Origin of the sequence: Streptomyces sp. NBC_00503 (assembly GCF_036346895.1) — a bacterium.
Taxonomy (GTDB): domain Bacteria; phylum Actinomycetota; class Actinomycetes; order Streptomycetales; family Streptomycetaceae; genus Streptomyces.
The window spans coordinates 2,917,344-2,938,708 of record NZ_CP107855.1; the positions used below are offsets into that span (position 1 = coordinate 2,917,344).

General features: G+C 72.3%; 21 protein-coding genes. 3 read left to right on the top strand and 18 right to left on the bottom strand.

The features are described from left to right. Window positions 1–62: 62 nt before the first annotated feature. The 10 genes from OG490_RS13600 to OG490_RS13645 all read right to left on the bottom strand — a co-directional run bounded on the left by OG490_RS13600 (window position 63) and on the right by OG490_RS13645 (window position 10,807). Entirely contained in the window at window positions 63–1,604 is a 1,542-nt protein-coding gene (locus OG490_RS13600; RefSeq protein ID WP_443065807.1) for an alkaline phosphatase family protein, read from the bottom strand. A gap of 162 nt (window positions 1,605–1,766) precedes the next feature. After that, window positions 1,767–2,846 carry a 2-aminoethylphosphonate ABC transporter substrate-binding protein gene (locus OG490_RS13605; RefSeq protein ID WP_330296549.1) on the bottom strand — a complete coding sequence of 360 codons (1,080 nt, stop codon included), beginning with the start codon at window positions 2,844–2,846 and terminating at the stop codon, window positions 1,767–1,769. Between the two features lie 73 nt (window positions 2,847–2,919). Continuing rightward, a complete protein-coding gene (locus tag OG490_RS13610) occupies window positions 2,920–3,717 on the bottom strand; it encodes an ABC transporter permease (RefSeq protein WP_330296550.1) in 798 nt (265 codons plus the stop codon). Continuing rightward, the gene (locus OG490_RS13615) at window positions 3,704–4,519 is read right to left on the bottom strand and encodes a 2-aminoethylphosphonate ABC transporter permease subunit (protein WP_330296551.1); all 816 of its coding nucleotides are present in this window, start codon (window positions 4,517–4,519) and stop codon (window positions 3,704–3,706) included. Before OG490_RS13615 ends, OG490_RS13610 begins: the two co-directional genes overlap by 14 nt. Window positions 4,520–4,679: 160 nt before the next feature. After that, complete coding sequence (locus tag OG490_RS13620) at window positions 4,680–5,729, bottom strand: ABC transporter ATP-binding protein (protein WP_330296552.1); 1,050 nt, start codon at window positions 5,727–5,729, stop codon at window positions 4,680–4,682. Next, window positions 5,726–6,469 (bottom strand): phosphonatase-like hydrolase, encoded by a 744-nt coding sequence (locus OG490_RS13625; protein WP_330296553.1) that lies wholly within the window; start codon window positions 6,467–6,469, stop codon window positions 5,726–5,728. Before OG490_RS13625 ends, OG490_RS13620 begins: the two co-directional genes overlap by 4 nt. A 5-nt stretch (window positions 6,470–6,474) precedes the next feature. After that, window positions 6,475–7,605, bottom strand: a complete 1,131-nt coding sequence (locus OG490_RS13630) for a TIGR03364 family FAD-dependent oxidoreductase (RefSeq protein ID WP_330296554.1) — start codon at window positions 7,603–7,605, stop codon at window positions 6,475–6,477. A 147-nt stretch (window positions 7,606–7,752) separates the two neighbouring features. After that, window positions 7,753–8,526, bottom strand: a complete 774-nt coding sequence (locus OG490_RS13635) for a GntR family transcriptional regulator (protein WP_330296555.1) — start codon at window positions 8,524–8,526, stop codon at window positions 7,753–7,755. Between the two features lie 59 nt (window positions 8,527–8,585). Beyond that, a complete protein-coding gene (locus tag OG490_RS13640; RefSeq protein ID WP_330296556.1) occupies window positions 8,586–9,362 on the bottom strand; it encodes a hypothetical protein in 777 nt (258 codons plus the stop codon). Window positions 9,363–9,718: 356 nt separating this feature from the next. Further along, entirely contained in the window at window positions 9,719–10,807 is a 1,089-nt protein-coding gene (locus tag OG490_RS13645; protein WP_330296557.1) for an ROK family transcriptional regulator, read from the bottom strand. 76 nt (window positions 10,808–10,883) lie between these two features. On the opposite strand from OG490_RS13645, the gene OG490_RS13650 reads away from it, so the two are divergent. Together OG490_RS13650 and OG490_RS13655 are read left to right on the top strand one after the other, a co-directional pair. Beyond that, on the top strand, window positions 10,884–12,005 hold the full coding sequence (locus OG490_RS13650; RefSeq protein WP_330296558.1) for a Gfo/Idh/MocA family oxidoreductase: 1,122 nt from the start codon (window positions 10,884–10,886) through the stop codon (window positions 12,003–12,005). A gap of 85 nt (window positions 12,006–12,090) precedes the next feature. After that, on the top strand, window positions 12,091–13,281 hold the full coding sequence (locus tag OG490_RS13655; RefSeq protein ID WP_330296559.1) for an ALF repeat-containing protein: 1,191 nt from the start codon (window positions 12,091–12,093) through the stop codon (window positions 13,279–13,281). Window positions 13,282–13,353: 72 nt separating this feature from the next. Here the strand turns inward: OG490_RS13655 and OG490_RS13660 are convergent, their stop codons facing one another. From OG490_RS13660 to OG490_RS13685, 6 genes are all read right to left on the bottom strand, one after another. After that, window positions 13,354–14,211, bottom strand: coding sequence for a fumarylacetoacetate hydrolase family protein (locus OG490_RS13660; protein WP_330296560.1), 858 nt, complete (start codon window positions 14,209–14,211; stop codon window positions 13,354–13,356). Window positions 14,212–14,333: 122 nt separating this feature from the next. Further along, complete coding sequence (locus OG490_RS13665) at window positions 14,334–15,095, bottom strand: YidC/Oxa1 family membrane protein insertase (RefSeq protein WP_330296561.1); 762 nt, start codon at window positions 15,093–15,095, stop codon at window positions 14,334–14,336. 145 nt (window positions 15,096–15,240) lie between these two features. Then, window positions 15,241–15,591 carry a DUF6412 domain-containing protein gene (locus tag OG490_RS13670; protein WP_330296562.1) on the bottom strand — a complete coding sequence of 117 codons (351 nt, stop codon included), beginning with the start codon at window positions 15,589–15,591 and terminating at the stop codon, window positions 15,241–15,243. A gap of 93 nt (window positions 15,592–15,684) precedes the next feature. Then, window positions 15,685–17,169, bottom strand: coding sequence for a sodium:solute symporter family protein (locus OG490_RS13675; protein WP_330300911.1), 1,485 nt, complete (start codon window positions 17,167–17,169; stop codon window positions 15,685–15,687). Window positions 17,170–17,207: 38 nt separating this feature from the next. Beyond that, complete coding sequence (locus tag OG490_RS13680) at window positions 17,208–17,405, bottom strand: DUF3311 domain-containing protein (RefSeq protein ID WP_330296563.1); 198 nt, start codon at window positions 17,403–17,405, stop codon at window positions 17,208–17,210. A 44-nt stretch (window positions 17,406–17,449) separates the two neighbouring features. Further along, window positions 17,450–18,286 carry a class E sortase gene (locus tag OG490_RS13685; protein WP_330296564.1) on the bottom strand — a complete coding sequence of 279 codons (837 nt, stop codon included), beginning with the start codon at window positions 18,284–18,286 and terminating at the stop codon, window positions 17,450–17,452. 56 nt (window positions 18,287–18,342) lie between these two features. On the opposite strand from OG490_RS13685, the gene OG490_RS13690 reads away from it, so the two are divergent. Next, window positions 18,343–19,347: an SEC-C domain-containing protein gene (locus OG490_RS13690; RefSeq protein ID WP_330296565.1), complete on the top strand. Its 1,005-nt coding sequence runs from the start codon at window positions 18,343–18,345 to the stop codon at window positions 19,345–19,347. Between the two features lie 142 nt (window positions 19,348–19,489). Here OG490_RS13690 and OG490_RS13695 read toward each other — a convergent pair whose 3' ends face one another. Together OG490_RS13695 and OG490_RS13700 are read right to left on the bottom strand one after the other, a co-directional pair. Continuing rightward, window positions 19,490–20,650, bottom strand: coding sequence for a hypothetical protein (locus tag OG490_RS13695; RefSeq protein WP_330296566.1), 1,161 nt, complete (start codon window positions 20,648–20,650; stop codon window positions 19,490–19,492). 109 nt (window positions 20,651–20,759) lie between these two features. Then, on the bottom strand, window positions 20,760–21,302 hold the full coding sequence (locus OG490_RS13700) for a GNAT family N-acetyltransferase (RefSeq protein WP_330296567.1): 543 nt from the start codon (window positions 21,300–21,302) through the stop codon (window positions 20,760–20,762). Window positions 21,303–21,365: the final 63 nt, after the last annotated feature.

A 21,365-nucleotide genomic window follows, 5' to 3' on the forward strand; every position in this document is an offset into this window, starting at 1 on the left:
AACGCGTTCGGCGTCCACAGCCCGGACCGCACGGTGGAACGGGACCGGGTGCGAAGGTCCCGTCAGCCGAGCTTGACGTTGTCGACGGTCCAGTACCAGTTGTTGCTGCCGGCGTAGCGGAAGCGGACCTGGACGTCGGTGGCGCCCGCCGGTACCTGGAGCGCGATCGACTCGGACTTGGCGACCGCGTCGGCGGTGTAGCTCTTGACGACCGACGGGGTACCGCCGTTGTAGGAGACCAGGACCTGGGCGGTCTGGCCGGCCTCGTGGTGGTAGTGCGCCTGGAAGGTCAGGTTCTTCACCGAGCCGCCGGTGACCGGCCACTTGGGGGTGATCAGGGTGGAGTCGTAGGAGCCGGTGTGGCTCTTGTCGTCCCACTCGTCGGAGTCGGCGACGGCGAACACGTCACGGGAGCGGACGTTCAGCTCGCGCCACTGGTCGCGCTGCGACTGGCTCCAGAACTCGTCGGTGGCGAAGGCCCATCCGGCCCACTCGGTGACACCGCCCGTGCCCATCTTGGAGTTGTCGATCGACCAGCCGGCCGGCGGGGTGTGCGTGAACCCCTTGGTGGCGGCCGGAATGCCCGTCTCGTCCACGCGAGCCTGGAGGACCGGGCGCAGGGTGTCGAAGGGGTCGTTGTCGTCCGGGGCGTCCAGCGGGATGCCGTCGATGGCGGAGCCGGCCGAGACCCCGACCTGGGACAGCGCGGTCGCCGCCACGTCGACGAGCTTCACGTCGTTGCGTACCGAACCGGCGGCGATGCCCGCGCCCTTGGCGATGACGAAGGTGCCGCGCTCCTGGATGGTGGAGCCGCCGTGGCCGCCCGCGTCGGTGTGGCCGTGGTCGGTGGTGACCAGGATCTTCCAGTTCTCCTGCCCGTACGTGGGGCGCGCCTGGACGGCGGTGAGGAGCTGGCCGATCAGCTTGTCCACGCGGCCGATCGTGTTCAGGTACTCCTGGCTCGCGGCGCCGGAGGCGTGGCCCGCATGGTCGATCTCGCCGAAGTAGACGAAGGCGGCGTCGGGGTTCTGGTCGCGGAGTTCGGCGGCGGCCGCGGCGGCGATCTTCGGGTCCTCGCTGCCGTAGCCGTCGCGGTCGCCCTTGAGGCTGAGCCGCTTGTCGACCTTGGCCGAGAAGATCGGGCCGTTCTGGTCGGTGGAGGTGATGGGCTCCCAGTCGGCGGCCGCGTAGGTGTTGAGCTCCGGCTTCGCGTTCTCGATGCGGGTCAGGAAGTCCGGGTAGGCCGCGTAGTTCTTGCCCGTGAAGGAGTTGTCCTTCACCCCGTGCTTGTCGGGCCACACGCCGGTGGCGATGGTCGACCAGCCGGGGCCCGAGGAGGTGGCGGCCATCGGGTTCGCGTACAGGGTGCTGCGTGCGGTCAGACCCTGGGCCATCAGGCCGTTCAGGTTGGGCGCGTCGGCGGCCTTGACGCGGTCCAGGACCGTTCCGTCGATGCCGATCACGAGGACCTTGTTGGTGGTGGCGGCGGCCTCACCGGCGGCGGGTGCGGCGGTGGCCGCGGCGCCGAGGGTGGTGGCGAGCAGGGCCGTGGCGGTGGCGGCCACGGCGAGGGCGCGTCCGGGCAGGACGGTGGGCACGGGCACGTACTCCTCCGGGAGTAATCGTGGGAGAGGACTCAGGGGGACAGGCCTCGGGTCCGGACCGAAGGAGCGAAGGACCGAAAGTGCGGCCTTCGGTCCAGACCCGTTATGCAAGCGTCACTATCCCGGTCGTGGATGACCGGGAGGCGACCAGTCGGCTGCCGGTCAGCTTCCGGTCGCCGACTTCCACGCGTCGACGTAGCCGGTGAGGTTCTTGTCGATGTCGGTCCAGTCCGGCTCGAAGATCTCGACACCGGTCAGGATCTTGGTGAGTTCGACGGCGTTGGCGTCGGTGGGCTTGACGTCCGTGCGGGCCGGGAAGCCGCCGCCGACCGAGCTGACCAGCTTCTGGGCGTCCTCGCTCAGCATGTAGTCGAGGAGCTTCTTGCCGTTCTCGGTGTGCGGGGCCTTGTCGACCAGGCCGGCCGCGTACGGCAGGGCGAAGGTGGTGGGCTTGCCGCCGTCCTTGGCCGGGAACCAGATGCCCAGGTTCGGCATGGACTTGGACTGCGCGAAGTTCATCTGGACGTCGCCGTTGGCGACGAGCAGCTCACCCTTGTCGGTCTTGGGCGCGAGCTTGGAAGTGGAGGAGGACGGGCCGACGTTGTTGGCCTGGAGCTTCTTCAGGTACTCGCATCCCGGCTCCTTGCCGCCGAAGTCGTGCATCGCCTTGATGAGCACGGCGGTGCCGTCGCCCGCGACGCCCGGGGTGGAGTACTGCAGCTTGCCCTTGTACTTGGGGTCCAGCAGCTCTTCCCAGGTCTTGGGGGCCTCGGCGAGCTCCTTCTTGTTGTAGACGAAGCCGAAGTAGTTGTTGACGACCGAGGTCCACTTGCCGTCGGCGGCCTTGTCGGCGCCGTTGACCTTGTCGGCGCCCTGCGGGGTGTAGGCCTGGAGCAGGCCCTTGCCGTCGGCCTGCTGGATGAAGGGGGGCAGGGTGATCAGCAGGTCGGCCTGCGTGTTGGTCTTCTCGCGGACGGCGCGCTGCACCATCTCGCCCGAGCCGCCCTCCACGTACTTGACCTCGATGCCGGTCTTCTTCGTGAACTCGGCGAAGACCTTGTCGTACCAGCCGTCGCCCTTCTCGCTCTTGAGGCCGTCGGCGCTGTAGACGGTGACGATCTTCTCGCCGCCGCCGTCCTTGGAGTCGGCGGAGGAGGAGCCGCCGCACGCGGTGAGGCCGGCGGCGAGGGCGAGAGCGCCGGTGACGGCCGCGGTGACGCGCAGGTACTTGTTGCTGGGCATGGAACTTCCTCACGGGGAAAGGGAGTCAGCAGGAATTCAGCGGGGTGGTGCGGCAGGGGTGCAGAGGTGCGGCTCAGCGGTACGCGGCCTTGGTGCGGACACGTGAGACGGCCAGGAGGACCAGCAGGGTGGCGGCCATCAGGACCACGGCGACGGCGGAGCCGCTGAAGAGCGAACCGCGGTCGGTGGCGGTGAAGATCCGGACCGGGAGGGGCATCCAGTCCGGCGGGTAGAGCATCATCGTGGCGCTCAGCTCGCCCATGGACAGGGCGAAGCAGAGTCCGGCGGCCGCGGTGAGCGACGGCAGCAGGAGGGGGAGCTTGACCCGCCACAGCACGTACCCGGGGCGGGCGCCCAAGGAGGCCGCCGCCTGTTCGTACGCGGGATCGAGACGCACGATGGCAGCCGAAACCGACTGGTAGGCAAACGCCGTGACAAGAATCGTGTGCGCCAGGATCACGATCGAACTGGTGCCGTTGAGCAGCAGCGGGGGCTTGCTGAAGGCGACGAGCACGGCGAGGCCGACGACCACGGACGGCACGGCGACGGGCAGCATGAACAGCGCGTCCAGGGACCGCTTGCCGCGCCGGCGCAGCCCCGCGGCGGCGAGCGCCGCCCAGGTGCCGACGGTGAGCGCGAGCAGGCTGGCGACCAGGGCGGTGACCAGCGAGGTGGTCAGGGCCTGGAGGGATTCGCCGCGGACGGCTGCGGCGTAGTTCCCGGTGGTCGGGCCGGAGGGGAAGGCGCCGGACCAGTGGGTCGAGAAGGAGGCGGCCACCACCACGAGCAGCGGCAGCGCGAAGAGCGGCAGGAAGAGGAGTCCGAAGAGGCTCCAGGCGGCCCAGCGGCCGCTTCTGCTATGCACCAGCACGCTTGCTCACCACCCGGTAGAGGCCGAACAGGCCGACGGAGATCGCGATGTTGACGACGGCCACCACGCAGGCGGCCGAGTAGTCGGATTCGAGGATCGCCTTGCCGTAGATGAGCATCGGGAGCGTGGTGACGTCCTTGGCTCCGGTGAACAGGACGATCCCGAACTCGTTGAGGCACATGACCAGGACGAGGCTGCCGCCGGCGGCGAGCGCCGGGAGGGACTCGGGGAGGATCACCCGCCGGACGATCCGGGCGGGCCTGGCGCCGAGCGAGGAGGCCACCTCCAGCTGTGCGGTGTCCAGCTGGGAGAAGGAGGCCAGCAGCGGGCGCATCACGAAGGGGGTGAAGTAGGTGATCTCCGCGAGGAGGACCCCCCAGGGGGTGGCCAGGAAGTGGAAGGGCCCGTCCGAGACTCCGAAGACGTCGGTCCACAGCCCGTTGGCCATGCCCACCGTGCCGTAGACGAAGAGGAGGGCGAGGGTGATGAGGAAGGAGGGGAAGGAGAGGAAGACGTCGATGAACTTGGCCACGGCGCGCGCCCCGGGGAAGGGGACGAAGGCGATGACCAGCGCGAGCGCGAAGCCGAGGACCAGGCAGCCGATGGTGGCGCCGACGGCCAGCCACACCGTGGTGCCGAGGGCTTCGCGGAAGGAGTGCGAGGCGAAGACCTTGGCGTAGGCGTCGAAGGCCCCGCCGCCGTTCTCGGGGCTGAGCGACTGCTGGACGACCAGCGCGAGGGGGTAGAGGAAGACGGCGGCGAGCACGGCCACGGGAGGCACCGCCCACAGCCAGCCGGGCACGGTACGGGGCGTGCCGGCGGCCTGGGCCGCAGTGCCGCCGGGGGCTGCGGCCGGGGGTTCGGGCTCGCCCGGGGCAGGGCTTCGTACCGGCTGGTGGGGAACGGAGACAGCCTCGGGTTCGGCTGTCGGATCCGGGGGGCGGTGGGCCGTTGCCGGGTGGTCAGCCATCGGATACCCCCGCGGACAGCAGGACCGCGTCCCTCGGCTCGAAGTGCAGGGTGACGTGGTCGCCCAGGGCCGGGGTCTCGCGGAGTTCGGGCAGGTCCGCCTTGACGCGGTGGCCCTCGATGTCGACGTAGAGGCGGTGCGTGGAGCCGCGCCACTGGACCTCGGTGATCGTGCCGGACAGGGCGTTGGGTCCGGCGCCGAGACCGAGCAGGTGCGGGCGTACGCACAGGGTCGCGCTGGCGCCCACGGCCGCGGGGCCCGGGTCGAGGGCGAGCGGGTGCCCGGCGAACAGCGCGCCGCCGTCGGCCACGGTGACCGGCAGCAGGTTGGCGTTGCCGACGAAGGAGGCGGTGAACTCGGTGCGCGGGGCCCGGTACAGCTCCTGCGGGGTGCCGCAGTCCTGGAGACGGGCCTGGTCCATGACCGCGATCCGGTCGGCCAGGGTCAGCGCTTCGACCTGGTCGTGGGTGACGTAGAGAATCGATACTTCGGGCAGTTCGCGGTGGAGCCGGGCCAGTTCGGCCAGCATCCCGGAGCGCAGCTGCGCGTCGAGCGCGGACAGCGGCTCGTCCAGCAGCAGCACCCCGGGACGGATGGCGAGCGCGCGGGCGATGGCCACGCGCTGCTGCTGGCCGCCGGAGAGCTCGCGCGGATAGCGCCTGGCGTAGGCCGCCATCCCGGTCATCTCCAGCGCCTCGGCGACCCGGCCGGGGATCTCGGCCTTGGGCGCCTTCTGCGCCCGCAGGCCGAAGGCGACGTTGTCGGCGACCCGCATGTGCGGGAAGAGCGCGTACTGCTGGACGACCATGCCGATGCCGCGCTTGTGGGGCGGCAGCGCGGTGACGTCCCGGCCGCCGATCAGCACCCGGCCCGAGGCGGGCCGCACGAAACCGGCGACCGCGCGCAGCGCCGTGGTCTTGCCCGAGCCGGAAGGGCCGAGCAGCGCCATGACCTCGCCCGGTTCGACGGTCAGGTCGAGCCGGTCCAGGACGGTGTTGCCGCCGTAGGCGACCGAGACCGCGTCGAAGCGGATGCCGCTCACGCGCCGGACTCCCGCTCCTGCTCGGCCAGGACCGAGGGAAGTTCGGCGACGGAGGCCAGGACGTGGGTCGCGCCGTGCCCGGTGAGGGCCGCGCGGTCGTGGGCGCCGGTGAGGACACCGGCCACGATCCCGGCGCCGGAGCGGACCCCGCTGAGCATGTCGTACGCGGTGTCGCCGACGACCACGATCTCCCGTACGCCGTCCACGGCGCCCGTGCGCAGGAAGGCGGCCAGCACCATGTCCGGGTAGGGTCGGCCGCGGCCGCCCGCGTCGGCGGGGCACAGGGTGAGGTCGGCGAGGCCCTGCCAGCCCAGCGCGTCGAGGATGGCGTCCTGGGTGACGCGGGCGAACCCCGTGGTCAGGACCACGGTGCGGCCGTCGGCACGGAGCTTCTCGATGGCCTCGCGGGCACCCGGGATCGGGGCGATGAGGCCGCCGTCCACGAGCTCGCCGTAGGCCTCTTCGAAGGCCGAGTTGGCGCGCTGGGCGAGCTCTTCGGTGCCGAAGAGGTGGCGGAAGACGGAGATCTTCGACTCGCCCATGGTGTCGCGGACGTACTGGAGCTTCGCGTCGTGGTCGGCGCTGCCGGGCTCGACGCCGAGCCGCTCGGCGGCGCGCTCGAAGGCGCGCTCGACGAGGCCGCCGTCGGCGACGGTGGTGCCGGCCATGTCGAGGACGACCAGCCGGTGGGTCGGGGCGTCGGTGTGGGGGGTCGTCGCGTGGGGGGTGTTGTCGGTCATTTCGCTTACCAGCCCAGTTCGTTCGCGGTGGTCTCGGCTATGGCGGGCGAGCAGGTCATGCCCCGGCCGCCGGGTCCGGTCACCAGCCAGACGCCATCGCGCACCTGCTGGCGGTGGACGACGCGGGTGGTGTCGGTGCACTGCGCGTACACGCCCGCCCAGCGGTGCTGGATCTTGGGCAGCGGGCGGCCCAGGAAGGACTCGACCACCTCGGTGAGGTGCTCGTAGGGGTCTTCGAGGGTGTCGAACGCGAAGGGGTGCTTGTACTCGTGGGTGTCGCCGATGGTCAGTCCGCCGTCCTTGCGCTGGACCATCAGCAGCTGCATCTTGTGCGCGGCGGCGATCGGCGCCTGGGCCTGCTCGGCGTTGAGCTCGTCGAGGGCCGCGCTCCGGTAGGCGGGGTAGTAGCGGAAGCTGTCGGCGTCGGCGACCGAGGTGGTCAGGGACTCGCCGAGGGGGGCCGTCTGCATCATCTGGAGGCGGACGCGGCGCACGGGCAGTTCGGGGGCCAGTTCGCGGACCAGGCCGGACAGCCAGGCGCCGGTGGCGAGGACGACGACGTCGCCGCGGTGGACGTCACCGTGGTCGTCGCGGACGGCGGGGCCGGCTGCGTCTTCCAGGACGTCGCGGACCTCCCGTCCGGGCAGGAAGGTGTAGCGGCCGGAGGCCTTGAGGGCCTCGCGCAGGTGGAGCTGGGCGGTGCGCGGTTCGACGGCCGCGTCCCGCTCGCACCACAGGGCGGCCTCGAACGCGCCGCGCAGGGCCGGGTTGATCGCCCGGGCCTCGGCGGCGGTGACCAGTTTGTAGCCGCGGGCGGCGGCGTCGGGGCGGGCGACGGCCGCCTCGGCGACCGCGTGCTCGCGGGCGTTGCGCACCGGGGTCAGGGAGCCGATGGCGCGGAAGCCCAGGCCGGGCACCCGCTCGCCGATCCCCTCCCAGAGCTCGCGGGCCCGCAGGGCGGTGTCGAGCTCCTCGCCCCCGGCCCGCCCGCTGACCCATATCTGGCCGAAATTGCGCAGTGACGCGCCCCGGGCCTCGGCCTCTCGCTCGATCTGGACGACCTCGTGGCCGCGTTCGACTGCTTGCCAGGCGTGCATGGTGCCTACCACGCCGCCTCCGACGACTATGACTCTCACGTCGTCCACGGTGTCGGCGGAGCGTGACCCGGGAGGATCCGGCGGGCGACCTCCCGGTGAACAGCCCTCGACTCTTGGACTAGACCCGTTATCATTACGTGATCTGAGCGCGCCCTCTTTGGGGCGAGTTGGCGGGATTGACGGGGACTACTCGGGCCGCAGGTGGGTCGTGAAGCTGAACCGGTCGCCACGGTAGAGCGAACGCACCCGCTCCAGCGGCCGGCCGTCCTGGTCCCGCGAGAAACGGTGGATGAGCAGCATCGGAAGCGCCGGCGGAGTACCGATCAGCAGGGCCTCGCGCGGGGTGGCGAGGACCGTTTCCAGCTTCTCGTCCGCATCGCCGAAGGAGATGCCGAGGCTGTCGCGGAGGTATCCGTAGAAGGAGGAGTCCGGCTGGAAATCGATGTCGAGGCGGGGTGCGCGGGAGACCCGGAGGTACGTGCTCTCCAGCCCGACCCGTTCGTCGTCGGCCAGCAGCACCCGCTCCAGGTGCCAGACCGGCTCACCGGGATCGGCGCCGATTCCGGCGGCGACGTCGGGCGGGCAGGGGAACCGCTCCAGCCCGATCAGATTGCGGCCGGGCCTGCGGCCCTGGCGGCGCACGCCCTCGGTGTAACTCGCCAGCGACAGCGGCTGTTCGAGCTTGGCCCCGGCGACGACGGTGCCCCGGCCGGAACGGCGCAGCCGGCCCTCCAGCAGCAGCTCGCGCAGGGCCTGGCGGACGGTCTCGCGGGAGACCTCGTACTGCTCGGCCAGATCCCGTTCGGTGGGCAGCAGCCCGCCCTCGCCGAGCTCGTCGAGGAGCCCGGCGATGCGGGCCTTGACGGCGTAGTACTTGGGGATGCGCCCGTGCTCCGGAATCCCGGACCGGACGGGCAGGCCGGGCTGGTGGTGGTGCGCGTACTGGATCGGTTCTTCCACCCTCGGACTCTACGTGGACTGCGTGCGGGGGCCGGTCCCCCGGGGGGCGGGGGTCGCGGTCAGGAAGGCGTGGATCCGGCGGACTTCGCGCGCAGGCGGCGGGCGCCGAGGAGGAGTCCGCCACCCGCGGCCAGGGCGGTCGCGGCTCCGGCGCCGTACGTCCAGGCCTCGCGGCTGCGGCCGGTCTGGGCCAGCGCTCCGGCTTCGCCCGTCTCGGCATCCGGCCCCTGGACGTCGAAGCGGTAGCCGCCGGCCTCGCCGACCCAGTCGCCGTCGTCCCCCTTGCGCTGCACCAGGGCCGCGTCGGCGACGGCCTCGCCGTGCGGGGTGTTGGGGGCGAAGGCGAGGCGGACGGTGACGGTCAGGGATCCGCCGGGGCCGACGGTGAATCCCGAGAAGGCGTCGCCGCCGTCGAAGACCGCGATGACCTCGTCCCGGTCGGTGTGCTCCAGGCTGACGGGGAGGGTGCCGGCGGGCGCGCCGGGGGCGTCGAACTCCATCCGGAAATGCGCCGGTCGCAAGGCGCGGGCCTTGTCGGTGAACACAACGACGGGGTGGATGGCCGTGCACTCGCTGCCGGTGGTGTTGGTGAGGTCGAGGTACCAGGTCTGCGCGTCGCCGCCGGTGCGGTACACGGCCGGACCGCCGCGGATCCGCGCGCCGATGGGGAACTGCGCGCCCTTCCCGTCGCCGCAGCTGGCCTCCACCCGCGAGGGCAGCGCCGGGGCGGGGCGGGCCCCGCCGCCGGTGCCGATGTCCGCGACCGCGGTGGGAGCGGTGGCCGCGGTGACAGCTACGAGGACGGCGGAGAGGGCAAGGGCTTTGCGCAGTCGCATGGAAGACCTTCGCTACTCACCGGACCGACGAACAGGACGATAGTCGGACGAGGCGACAATCACCCCGGCCCTGCCCGCACCCTCCCACGCGCCCGCGAACGCCTGGCGGGGGCACGCCTGGGTTGTGCGGGATTCCCCCCGTTTGGCCGATGGATGGCTGGGGCGGGGGATGGGGGCGGAGCCGGGGGGTCGTCGGGCGCAGCCCGGGTCGGGTCCGGGCGCAGCCCGGGGAACGGTGGAAGGGTGGGTAGGGGACATGCCCCGCAGGGACGATCAGCCGCAGCCTCGCGCCGACCGGGCGGGGACGGCCCCCGGTGGCCACCGCAAGCCACGGCCCGGTGCGGGCGCGGCACGGCTCAGACCCCGCCCCCGAACACCGGCGCCAGCACCAGCTCCGCCGCCCCCTCCGCCACGCCGACCCGCGCGAGTTCCACCCGTACGCCCTCGCCGCCGGCCAGGGCCACGGATCGGGCCGCCAGCACCGCTCGGACCCCCTCCAGGAACACCTCCGGCGTGGCCGCCACCACCCGCCCCCCGAGCAGCACGCGGTCCACGTCGAGCAGCGCCACCAGGTTCGCCGCGGCCTCCCCCACGATCCGGGCCGCCTCCTGCGGCCGGCCGGCCGCCACCGCGTCCAGGCAGAGCACCTCCGCGCACCCGTACCCTCCGCAGCGGCACGGTGGGCCGTCCAACCGCAGCACCTGGTGTCCGAATTCCCCCGCCGCCGAGCGCCGCCCCCGGTACACCTCGCCGCCGCCGAGCAGCCGGAGCCCCGCTCCGAGTCCGGTGCCGACGTGTACGTACGCCACGGCCCCTTCGGGGTCGACGCCCTCGGACCCGACCCCGGGGAGGGTGGCTGCGGCCACGCCCGCGTTGGTGTCCTTGTCCACCCGCACCGGGATTCCGAGCCGCCCCTCCAGTACCTCCCGCAACGGGAACCCCTCCCATTGCGGATATCCCGTCACCCGCCCCAGTACCCCGCTGCGCCAGTCCAACGGCCCGGGCGCGGCCACGCCGACGCCGAGGAGCGGCCGGTCACCGCGTACCCGCGCGACCGCCCGTACCGCCTCCTCCACCACCGCGTCCGGGCCCGCCCCGAAGTCCATCGGGCCCTGCCACCGGGCGACGGCTCGGCCCGCCAGGTCCACCCGTACCGCCGTGGCCTCGTCGCGGTCCAGGTGCAGCCCGACCGCGTGGCGCGCCTCCCGGACCAGCCTCAGCAGGGTGCGCGGTTTGCCGCCGGTGGACGCCTCGCGCCCCGCGTCGGCCACCAGGCCCTCGCCCCGGAGCCGTGCCGTGATCTTGCCGACGGCCTGCGGGGTGAGCCCCGTACGGTCGGCGAGGTCGCCGCGGCCGAGCCCGACGGGGCCGGCTCCGCGCAGCAGGTGCAGCACCAGCGCGTCGTTGTGCCCGCGCAGCGCCGGCAGATTCACGCCGCTCCCCATGCCCCTGCTACCCCTGTCCACCTGCCCATTGTCCACCCTCCTTGCACTTAGGAAACACTGTTGCCAAAGTGGAGCCATGAACGACACCACCCCCTCCACTCCCACCACCCCGCTCCGCGTAGGACTCATCGGCTACGGACTGGCCGGTTCCGTCTTCCACGCCCCGCTCGTCTCCGCGACCGACGGCCTCGTCCTGGACACCGTCGTCACCTCGGACCCGGGTCGCGCGGCCCAGGCGCGCGAGGCCTACCCGGGCGTCCGGATCGCCGCCACCGCCGACGAGCTGCTCGCACAGGACCCCGCGCCCGACCTCGTCGCCATCGCCTCCCCGAACAAGACGCACGTCCCGCTGGCCACCGCCGCCCTCACCGCCGGAATCCCGGTGGTCGTGGACAAGCCGCTCGCCGCCACCGCCGCCGAGGCCCGCGAGCTGGCCGCGCTCGCCGACCGGACGGGGACCTTCCTGTCGGTCTTCCAGAACCGGCGCTGGGACAACGACTTCCTCACCCTGCGCCGCCTCCTCGCCGACGGCGAACTGGGCGAGATCCAGCGCTTCGAGTCCCGCTTCGAGCGTTGGCGTCCGCAACTCAAGGGGGGCTGGCGGGAGTCCGGCGCCCCGGAGGAGATCGGCGGACTGCTGTACGACCTCGGCAGCCATGTCGTGGACCAGGCGCTGGTGCTGTTCGGGCCGGCGGTACGGGTCTACGCGGAGGCCGACGTGCGCCGGCCCGGCGCCGAAGCCGACGACGACACCTTCATCGCCCTCACCCACGCGAGCGGGGTCCGCTCCCACCTGTACGTCAGCGCGACCACCGCCCAGCTGGGGCCGCGGTTCCGCGTCCTCGGTTCCAGCGCGGGCTACGTCAAGTACGGCCTGGACCCGCAGGAGGGCGCCCTGCGCGAAGGGCTGCGGCCCGGCGACCCCGACCGGCCGTGGGGCGAGGAGCCCGAGCACCTGTGGGGCCGGCTCGGCTCCGGGGAGTCGCCGCTGACCGGCGGCGGGATCCCGGTCGCCACCACCCCGGGCGACTACCCGGCGTACTACGCGGCCGTGGCCGCGGCACTGCGCGACGGCGGACCCGCCCCGGTCACGGCACACGAGGCGGCGCACTGCCTGGACGTGCTGGAGGCGGCGCACAGGTCGTCGAGGGACGGGGGCGTCGTGGAGATCCGTCCGGTCGCGTCCGATCCGCGATGAAAACTGACCAAATAGGGACAGGAGTCGATCTATGGTTTGCTTAAGCGAAAGATCGTCACATGTGTAAAGATTGAGGAAGTCTTCCGTGAAGCTGCCCCGGGCCGCGTCGGCCGTCGTCGCCGCGGCAATAGCCCCCGCCGTCCTGTTCTCCTCTCCGGCCTTCGCCGCCGACACCTCGTCACCCTCCGCTCCCCCGGCGCCTTCCGCGCCGGACCGGGGTGCGACGGAGAGCGCCGGTACGAAGGACGGCGGTGCCTCGGAGGGCGACGGGCAGGCGGCCGAGGACCGGGCGGCGATCGAGGCGATCCTCGCGGACCCGGAGACCGGCCCGGGTGTGCGCGCGGCGGCGGAGAAGGCGCTCAAGGGAACGGCCGCGGACATGCGGCACTTCCTGAAGGTCGTCTGGGCGCAGCAGCAGTTCACGGACGACCGGGTGAAGGTCCTGCGGATCCACAGCACCGGTGGCGTCGGAGTGAAGCGCGAAGCCGAAAGGGCCCTCAATGCGGGCACCCAGGCCGCGCTCACGGAGTTCCTCAAGAACGGGCAGCACGTGGCCCGCCTGGAGGACGACAGGTTCGAGATGCTGCGGATGCTGACCGGCGCGGGCAAGGGCATCACCGAACGGGTCAACTACCTGCTCAGCCACGGGACGCGGGAGGAGATCCGCGCGTTCGTAGAGACGGAGCAGCACGCGATCCGCGCGGACGACGACAGGGTCGCGATCCTGCGGATGCTGGAGGACGCGGGACCGAGCCTGAAGGCGGCCATCCAGAGGCTTCTCGACAGCAACCCCTCCCCCGCCCAGCTGCGCGAGTTCGTCACGACCACCCAGCACGGGCTGCGCGACCTGGACAACGAGCTCCTGATCGCCCAGATCTCGAGCGTCGGCGGACCCGAGGTGAGGAAGGCCGCGCGGGCGGCGATGCTCGGCACGCCCGAGGACCGCGTCGCATTCCTCGAGACCGGCCAGCACGTGGCGCGCGCGAAGGACAAGGCCGCCGAGGAAGCGGCCGGCAAGCCGGACGGCGGCCAGGACGGGAGCCAGGGCGAGGGCGACGGCAAGGACGAGGGCGTCAAGCCGATCGTCGACAACAACGGCACCGCGCCGGGGACCGGCACCGGAAACCAGGTGACCCCGGCGGGCGGTGCGTCCGGCGACCTCGCGAGCACGGGCGCGGGCGCCGAGAACGGCTGGATCGCGGGCGGCGCCGCCACCGCGCTCGCGGCGGGCGCCGGCCTGGTCCTCGTCAACCGGCGCCGTCGGACTTCGCCGTAGTTCCGGTCGGCCCACGGGAAAGGGGCGGCGCCGTCGACGACGGCACCGCCCCTCCCCCTTGAGCTACGCGAACTACGCGTCCTTGAACTCCTGGCGCTGACGGCCGAGGCCCTCGATCTCCACCTCGACCACGTCACCGGCCCGCAGGAACGGCTTCGGCTCCGGCTGGCCCGCGGCCACACCGGCCGGGGTGCCGGTGACGAGGACGTCGCCCGGGTACAGGGTCATGAACTGGCTGACGTAGCGGACGACCTCGCCGACCGGGAAGATCTGGTCCGAGGTGTGGCCGTCCTGCTTGAGCTCGCCGTTGACCCACAGCTTCACGTCCAGGACCTGCGGGTCCGGGATCTCGTCGGCGGTGACCAGCCAGGGGCCGAGCGGCGTGAAGGTCTCGCAGTTCTTGCCCTTGTCCCAGGTGCCGCCGCGCTCGGTCTGGAACGCGCGCTCCGTCACGTCGTTGACCAGCACGTACCCGCCGACGTGGGCGAGGCCCTCCTCGGCCGAGGCCAGGTAGCGGGCGGTGCTGCCGATGACGACGCCGAGCTCGGCTTCCCAGTCCGTCTTGACGCTCTCGCGCGGAATCAGCACGGTGTCGTCCGGGCCGACCACGGTGTCGGAGGCCTTCAGGAACAGGATCGGCTCGGCCGGCGCCTCGGCGCCGACCTCTGCCGCGTGCCCGTGGTAGTTCAGGCCGATGCCCACGACCTTGCCTATGCGGCCGACCGCGGACCCGATGCGCAGACCTTCGGCGTCGAGCACGGGGAGGTCCCCGGCCGCGGCCGCTTCCCGTACTCGGGACAGCACGGAGTCGTCGGCGAGCAGCGCGCCGTCCACATCCGTGATCAGGCCGGACAGATCCCGCAGGATGCCGTCCTGGTCGAGCAGCGCGGGGCGCTCCGACCCGACGGGTCCTACACGCAGCAGCTTCATGGGCATTCTCCCGTGGTCGTGGGTGGTCGACCCATGGGCATGCCCCGGGCCGGACGATGGGTTGCGGCCATCGGAGGATTGGTCGATCCTCCAAGATGTCGACCCAATCCGCAAGACCCTGTTCACAGACTGGAACGGACCCCTCCGGCGATCTCCCGTCCGGCCCGCTCCTTGCGGTACTGGAGCCAGGCCCGCTCGGCCACCGACCAGGCGGTGGTGGTGACCAGGTACAGCCCGGCGGCCAGCGGCACCACGGCAGCCGTGATCAGCGTCCCGAACGACAGCAGGGGCAGTACGCCGCCCAGCTTGCGCATGACCTCCTGCTGCTCGGCACTCACCCCGACGACCGCAGCCTCACCCCCGGCCTTCCCGGCGCCCGCACCCTTGCCCGCGGCCTTGCCCGCGGCCTTGCTCTCGCCCTTGGCGCCCGCCTCGGCGGCGGCCACCGCCGCCGCAGCAGCCGTCAGCGCCGCGGCCCTGCGCCCGCGGACCGCGCTCCACGCGGCCACCGCCGCAATGGCGGCGAACAGCCCGAGGAACACCAGCCCCTGCGCCCCGAACGGGCCGCCCTCCCCGAGGGCGTCCGTCCATCGGCCGCCCAGCGGGGCGGCGAGCAGCCGGTGACCGAGCAGCTCGTTGGCGGCCCCGCCGATCTCCGCCGAAGAGAAGGCCCGGTACATCACGAAGAACACCGGCAGCTGGAGCAGGACCGGCAGGCAGCCGGCCGCCGGGGTCGCCCCGCGGAAGGCTGCCCGGCTGAGCGGGTGCAGCGCGAGCCGCACGAGGACGGTGAACAGCACGATCGCGGCAGCGGTCGCGGACTCGGCCAGTACCGGCTCCAGGAGCCGGCCCAGCAGGGCAACAAGATGAGTGAATACGGACACGTGGGCCCTCCGAGGGGTCTCGTCGAACGTCGAAAGACATGCATTTCGGCGTGACGACCCGCGAGGGGCGACAACGGTGATCAGCGATCACCGATCACTGATTCAGTGATCGGAAGGATCGGAGGGATCGGAAGGAGCTGCGCCCCTACGCGGCCGTCGGGACCAGACGGCCGGGCGCCCTGGGCCGCGACCGGCCCGAGGCATCGGGGTCGCGCTGCGGCAGGAATGCCGTGCGCTCCTCGCGATCACGGATCGCGGTACGTATTCGGTGCGGCGGCACGGCCCGGACCAGCCGGGCGGCCAGAGCCGAGGCGCCCACGGCCAGGGTGGCGGTGAGGACGACCACCACCGCCCCGAGCCCGCCCTCACCGGCGAACAGCCCGAGGAATCCGCCGAGCAGCACGAGCGGCAGCAGCACGGCCACCAGGCGGGCGGCCAGCAGCCGGGTCGGAAGTAGCCGCGCGGGCAACAGCGGTGCGGGCAGCGGCAACAGCATGTGGCGAAGACTGCTGTGCCCGGCCATGCGAACCACCCCCCTCCAGCTCCCGCGCACGAACTCCCGTACGACATTCGGTACTCGACACCGATACTAACCCCGCGTGCCCACAACCCGCAGGGGCTGTGGATCACGGGCGAGCACCTCCTCGTCCGGCCGCCGATCCCCCACTTCCCGCGGACCGAACCAGGTCACCCCCAGCGCCACCGCCAGGTTCACACCGAGCGCGACCATGCCCGCATTCACGCCCCACACCGGGTCGTTGCCCGTGAAGACCAGCCCGCAGACGACCCCGACGCCCGCCACCAGCCCGCTCACCGCGGCAGTCAGCGTGAACCTGCGCCACACCAGCCCCAACAGCAGCATCGGTACCAGTTGCGCCATGCCCTCGTAGGAGATGAGCGAGAGCCTCACCAGGGTGTTCGGCGCGGTGTACGTCATCACCAGCGCGATCGTCCCGGCCGCGACGACCACCAGCTGCGAGGCGAGTTTCTGCCGCTCGCCCGAGCTCCAACGCGGCACGAGCGAGAGCACGCTGCGCCCCCACATCGTCCCGATGACCAGCATGAACACCGCCATCGGCACGATCGACGACAGCGCCGCCGCCACCCCGATCACCCCCACCGCCCACGCCGGCAGCGAGTCCACGACCAGCTTGAACAGCGCGAGGTTGGAATCGGCGCCCGCCAGCCCCGGTACGACGAACAGCGCGGCCATGCCCAGCAGCATCGGCACGAACAGCAGAACGTTGTAAGCGGGCAGCAGGATCGCGTTGCGGCGCAGCGCGTCGGCGTTGCGCGCGCCCAGGTACCCGGCCACGGTGGTCGGGAAGATGACCACGGTCAGCGCGTTCAGCACGGAGGTGGACGCGAACCACGCCACCCCCAGCTCCCCGCGCCCGCCCTCGCCGCTCCCGGCGCCCGGGAGCGTCAGCCACTGCGGCCGCTCGGCCGCGAGCCGGTCGAAGAGTTCCCCGTAGCCGCCGAACCAGTGCAGGGGCACGTACACCGCGAGGAAGGCGAGCGTGGCGATGACCAGCACGTCCTTGAGCACCGACACCCACGCGCTGCCGCGCAGTCCGCTGACGACGACGAAGCCGGTGGTGACGGCGAAGGCGATGAAGTAGGCCCACTCCAGGGACACCGTCCCGTACGTCACGGTCGAGACCACCACGCCCATACCGGTGATCTGGAGCTGGATGTAGGGGAGCAGGAAGACGGTGGCCAGGACCGCGACGGCCGCGCCCAGCCAGGGGCGCCCGTAGCGGTGGGCCACCATGTCGGTGATGCCGACGAGGCCGTGGCGGCGCGCGTAGTCCCACAGCACGGGCCCGACCACGTACCCGATCGCGTACCCGCAGGACATGTACGCGACCACGTACATCACGGGAGCGCCGTAGTTGTAGCCCCAGCCGGCCGCGCCGAGATAGCTGAAGCTCGTGTACCCCTCTCCCGCCATCAGGACCCAGATGAAGACGGTCCCCAGCGAGCGCCCGCCCACCGACCACTCGGCGAGCCCGCCGCCGCCCCCGCCGCGCCCGCGCACCGCGAGCAGCCCCAGCGCGACGGTCGCCACCATGGACACGGCGAAGACGGAGGTCGCAACGGCCGCCGCGCTCACCGGTGATCACCGCGCCAGGTCAGCCAGACGGCGAGCGGGGTCACCAGGGTCGACCCGCTGAACCAGAGGAGCAGGAACGGTACGCCGCCGGGCGCCGGCTCCACCCGGTTCACGAAGGGCAGCGCCCCGACGAACATCACGAACGGCACGGCCAGCCACAGCAACTGCGGACGTTTCACCCATTTCACACGCACCGCCCCACACTAAGGCGCGCATGCGCAATATCTGCTGCCGCCCGTCAGCGCTTGAGCGTCCCCCACACCACGAGCCGGTACTTGGAGGTGTACTCGGGCGTGCAGGTGGTGAGCGTGATGTACGCGCCGGGCTCGCTGTAGCCGGCCTCCGGATCGACGGTGCTGCGCGGGACCGGCGCGATCACCCCGGTGTCGTGCTCGGTCGTCTGCCCCAGCGTCTTCCCCACGACGTACACGTACCTGCGCCCCTTCACATCGACGATCAGCTCGTCGCCCGCCTTCAGCCGGTTGATGTAGCGGAAGGGCTCCCCGTGCGTGTTGCGGTGCCCGGCGAGCGCGAAGTTCCCCTCCGCCCCGGGCTGCGCGGTCCCCACGTAGTGCCCGGCGTACCCCTTGTCCAGGACGGACCGCTTGTCGACCCCCTGGGCGACGGGCACGACCACACCGAGGCGAGGGATCCGCAGGACCCCGTACGCACCCTCCTGCGGCGGCGGCTTGGCGGCGGAGCCGGAACCCGGGCCGGAGCCGGATCGAGGAGCCCGGGAGGTCCCATCGCCCCCATCGCCCCCGCCCTGGACGGCGGAATCCTCATCGGCCGCAGGGTCGTCGGACACCGGATCGTCGTCGGTTGCGCCGGTGGACCCGGAACTCGCCCCGGGGGCACCCCACTCCCCCTCCAGCTCCGCGACCCGCTCGTGTGCCGCGGTCAGGGCCTGCCGATTGGTCCACCACACCTGATGCACCACCAGCAACAGGACAACCACTCCCACCGTGACGGCCAGTTCACCCGCCGCCCACAGCACACCCGCGAGACCGACCCGACGCGCATGCCACGTCCGCCGGCCCTTCCCCTGCACCACGACCCGCACGCGATCTCGCACGGGCGGCACCTTAAGTCCTCCCCCCTCAACTGACCAGCGGCAGTACGCTGCAAACCATGCGCCCCGACACGCCTGCCGAGCACATCGCCGAAGCCGAGCGCCTCATCCGCACGGCGACCCGCTACCCCGAGGACCAGGAGCCGCTGCTCCTCCAGGCCGCCGCCCACCTCGAACTGGCCGACGAACGCGAACGGGCGAGCGCCCTCTACGACCAACTCCTGTCCAGCGAAACGGTCGACGACCCGTCCCTCATCAAGGCCCTACAGGCGGCCAACCTCTGGGAGTACGGCCACGAGCCCGAGGCCCGCGCCCTCATCCAGGGCATCCGCGCGGCCGCCCCCTCGGACCCGGCCCCCTGGGAAGTCATCGCCGAAGCCCTGGAAGCCCACGACGAGTTGGAAGCCTCCCACGAGTGCTTCACAGAAGCTGCGACCCTCCTGGCCCCGGACAACGCCCCCCTCACCCCCGCCACGACCGCGCTCCTCACCGGCCGCCACCGCGTACGCCGCCTCCTGGGACTCCCGCACGACGACTGGGACATGGTCGCGGACACCCGTCACATCGGCCCGATCCCGCTGGACGAACTCCACGACCCCAAGCGCATCTGGGCCCTGGGCTCCGACGACCCCGCCGAACTGCGCGCCGAGATCGCCCGCCTGCGCGCCGAACTGGGCGACCGCCGCGCCGCGCTCTCCCGCCCGTTCCCGGTAGCCCTCCTCCACTGGCCCGCGCGGGAACTCGCCGAGCTCCTGACCTCGTACCCGACCCTGACGGCGGAGTACCCCTCACACGACGCCCACCTGGCCGAGGTCGAAGCCTCGCTGCGCGCCCTGGCCGCCTCGGGCACCACCAACCTGGGCATCGTCACGGCAAGCGTCCCCTCCTACGAAGCCTTCGCGGCCTCGGAGAAAACCTCCCCGTCCTCCCCGTCCCTCCTGGCCGAGTACGCCACCACCCTGGCCGCCCGAGGCAAAGCCACTCCCTGGCCTCCGACCCCGGCCACCCCCTGCTGGTGCACCTCGGGCCGGCCCTACGGGGACTGTCACGGCTCGACAGCCTGACCAGCAGGGCCGGTTCAGCGTCTTTCGCTCACGGCAGCGACAACCCGAGCCCGCCACCATTCCGAATTCACCTTCGAACTGGTGGCGTGCTGCGGACAGCCGTGCCAGAAGCAGCCGTCGCGCCGGACTGAGGAAGGTCGGGTCAGGGACCGGAGCGGGCCCTCGCCCTTCCAGCCGCCGGCAGAGAGCGACCCCATCCGGGCAGCATGAGCTGCTGGTGGCCGCGGGCCTGGGCTGTGGGTGGGGTGGGGCGGGTGGTCGCTAGGGCGAGGAGGGTGCGGAGGGCTGCGACTACTTCTGTCGGGGTGTCTCGGATCATTGACGGGGTCGCGCTGACCACCAGGATGCCGTGGGCTTCCAGGCGGAGACGGCGGAGGAGGGTGGCGTGCCAGGAGTCGCGGGTGTAGTGGTACTCCGCGGAGTCGATCTCCAGGGCCACGCCCTCGTCGGGCCAGTACGCGTCCGGGCTCGCCAGGAAGGTGCCGTCCGGGGTGTGGAGGCGGGCGTTCCACAGGGGGGTCGGGAGGTCCGTGGCCGAGAGGGTGTCGCGGGCCTGGGCCTCGGCCACCGAGCGGACTCCGGCCACCAGTTCCGCCGCCGCCGAGCGGATCGCGGGGCGGGCGAGCAGGCGGGCCGCGCCGAGTTCGGTGCGCAGGTCCTGCGGGTGGCACCAGCCGGACTGGACGACGTTCGCGAGGACCGTGCGGACCAGGTCCGGGTCGGGCGTCCGGGCCGCGAAGTCGGCGGCCGCGCGGACCGGGCGGGTGCAGGGGATGCCCGAGACGGTGATGGTGCGGGGCCAGCGGGTGGTGGGGAACGGGCGTACCGCGGGCGACCCGCCCAGCCGACGCGGGGCGCGGATCAGGACGTCGGCCGGGGCGTACGGGGCTTCGCGGATGCCCAGGAGGGCCAGGGCCGCGCCTCCGGTGAGGGCGGCGGTGTCGCCGGACAGCGGGTCGGAGCCGGGCTCGGCGGCGTAGAGGACGGCCGCCAGGACGCGTTGGCGGTGGTCCGGGGGGCCGGTCTGGAGGAGGTAGACCCGGGGCAGCAGGCGCTGCCAGGGCCCGCCGGGCCGGGTGCGGGAGGTGATCGTGCCGGGCGGGATGCCTGCCGTGGTGGTGAGTTGGTGGCGCGTGGCGAGATTGAGCTGCCGGTGCGTGATGGTGACGGGCGTCGTGGGGGTGGGGATGGTGTGGGTGGGGGTGCCCGTGGGTGCAGTAGGGCGGGAGGTTCGGGTGGCTTGGCGGGGGTGGCGGGGGTGGGTGGCCTGGGGGGTGCGGGTGGGTCGTGTGGTGGGGTTCATGGGCGCGGTATGCCCCGCCCCGGGGGCTCGGATGCCCCGCCGCGCCGGCCGTGTTCTGCGAATGCCGGATACGCCCTGCGAATGCCGGATGCGCCCTGCGGACGACCGGCTACGCCGCCCGGTTCGGGTGCTCCGGGGACAGGAAGACGATCACGCCCGTCTCCGTGCCGGGCAGGGCCGTGACCTCGTGCCAGCCCAGGCGGCGGTACGTGGCCACCGTCTCCCTGGCGAGGCGGGAGGTCAGCAGCCAGGCGCGGCGGTCCGGGGCGTCGGTGGTGATCTCCGTGAGGAGGGCCCGGCCGGTGCCGCGGCCGCGGGCGTAGGGGCGTACGGCCAGTTCGTCTATCTCCAGGGCTCCGGTGAGGAGCTCCTTCACCCGGGCCGTCCCGAGCTGCGCCGCGACCTGGGCGTACGCGCGGTTCTTCGGAAAGGCCGCCGGGGTGATCCAGCCGGTCGCGAACCCGTCGATGCCGGTGGAGGACTGGGCGAGGGCCGTACGGAATCCACGGCGCCTGGCGTCGGCCGGGAGGCGGGCAGCGAACTGGCGAATGGTTTCTTCGTCTTCGTTCCACGGCGGGGCGGAGAAGGTCTCGGCGTAGGCGTCGACCAGTTCGTCCGCGAGGTCGAGGACGGCCTGTCCGTAGCAGATCACGATGTCCTTGCTCCTGATGTTGATAGGGGGGTGGTGGGCACCGGAAGGGGCCGCGGGGGCTGA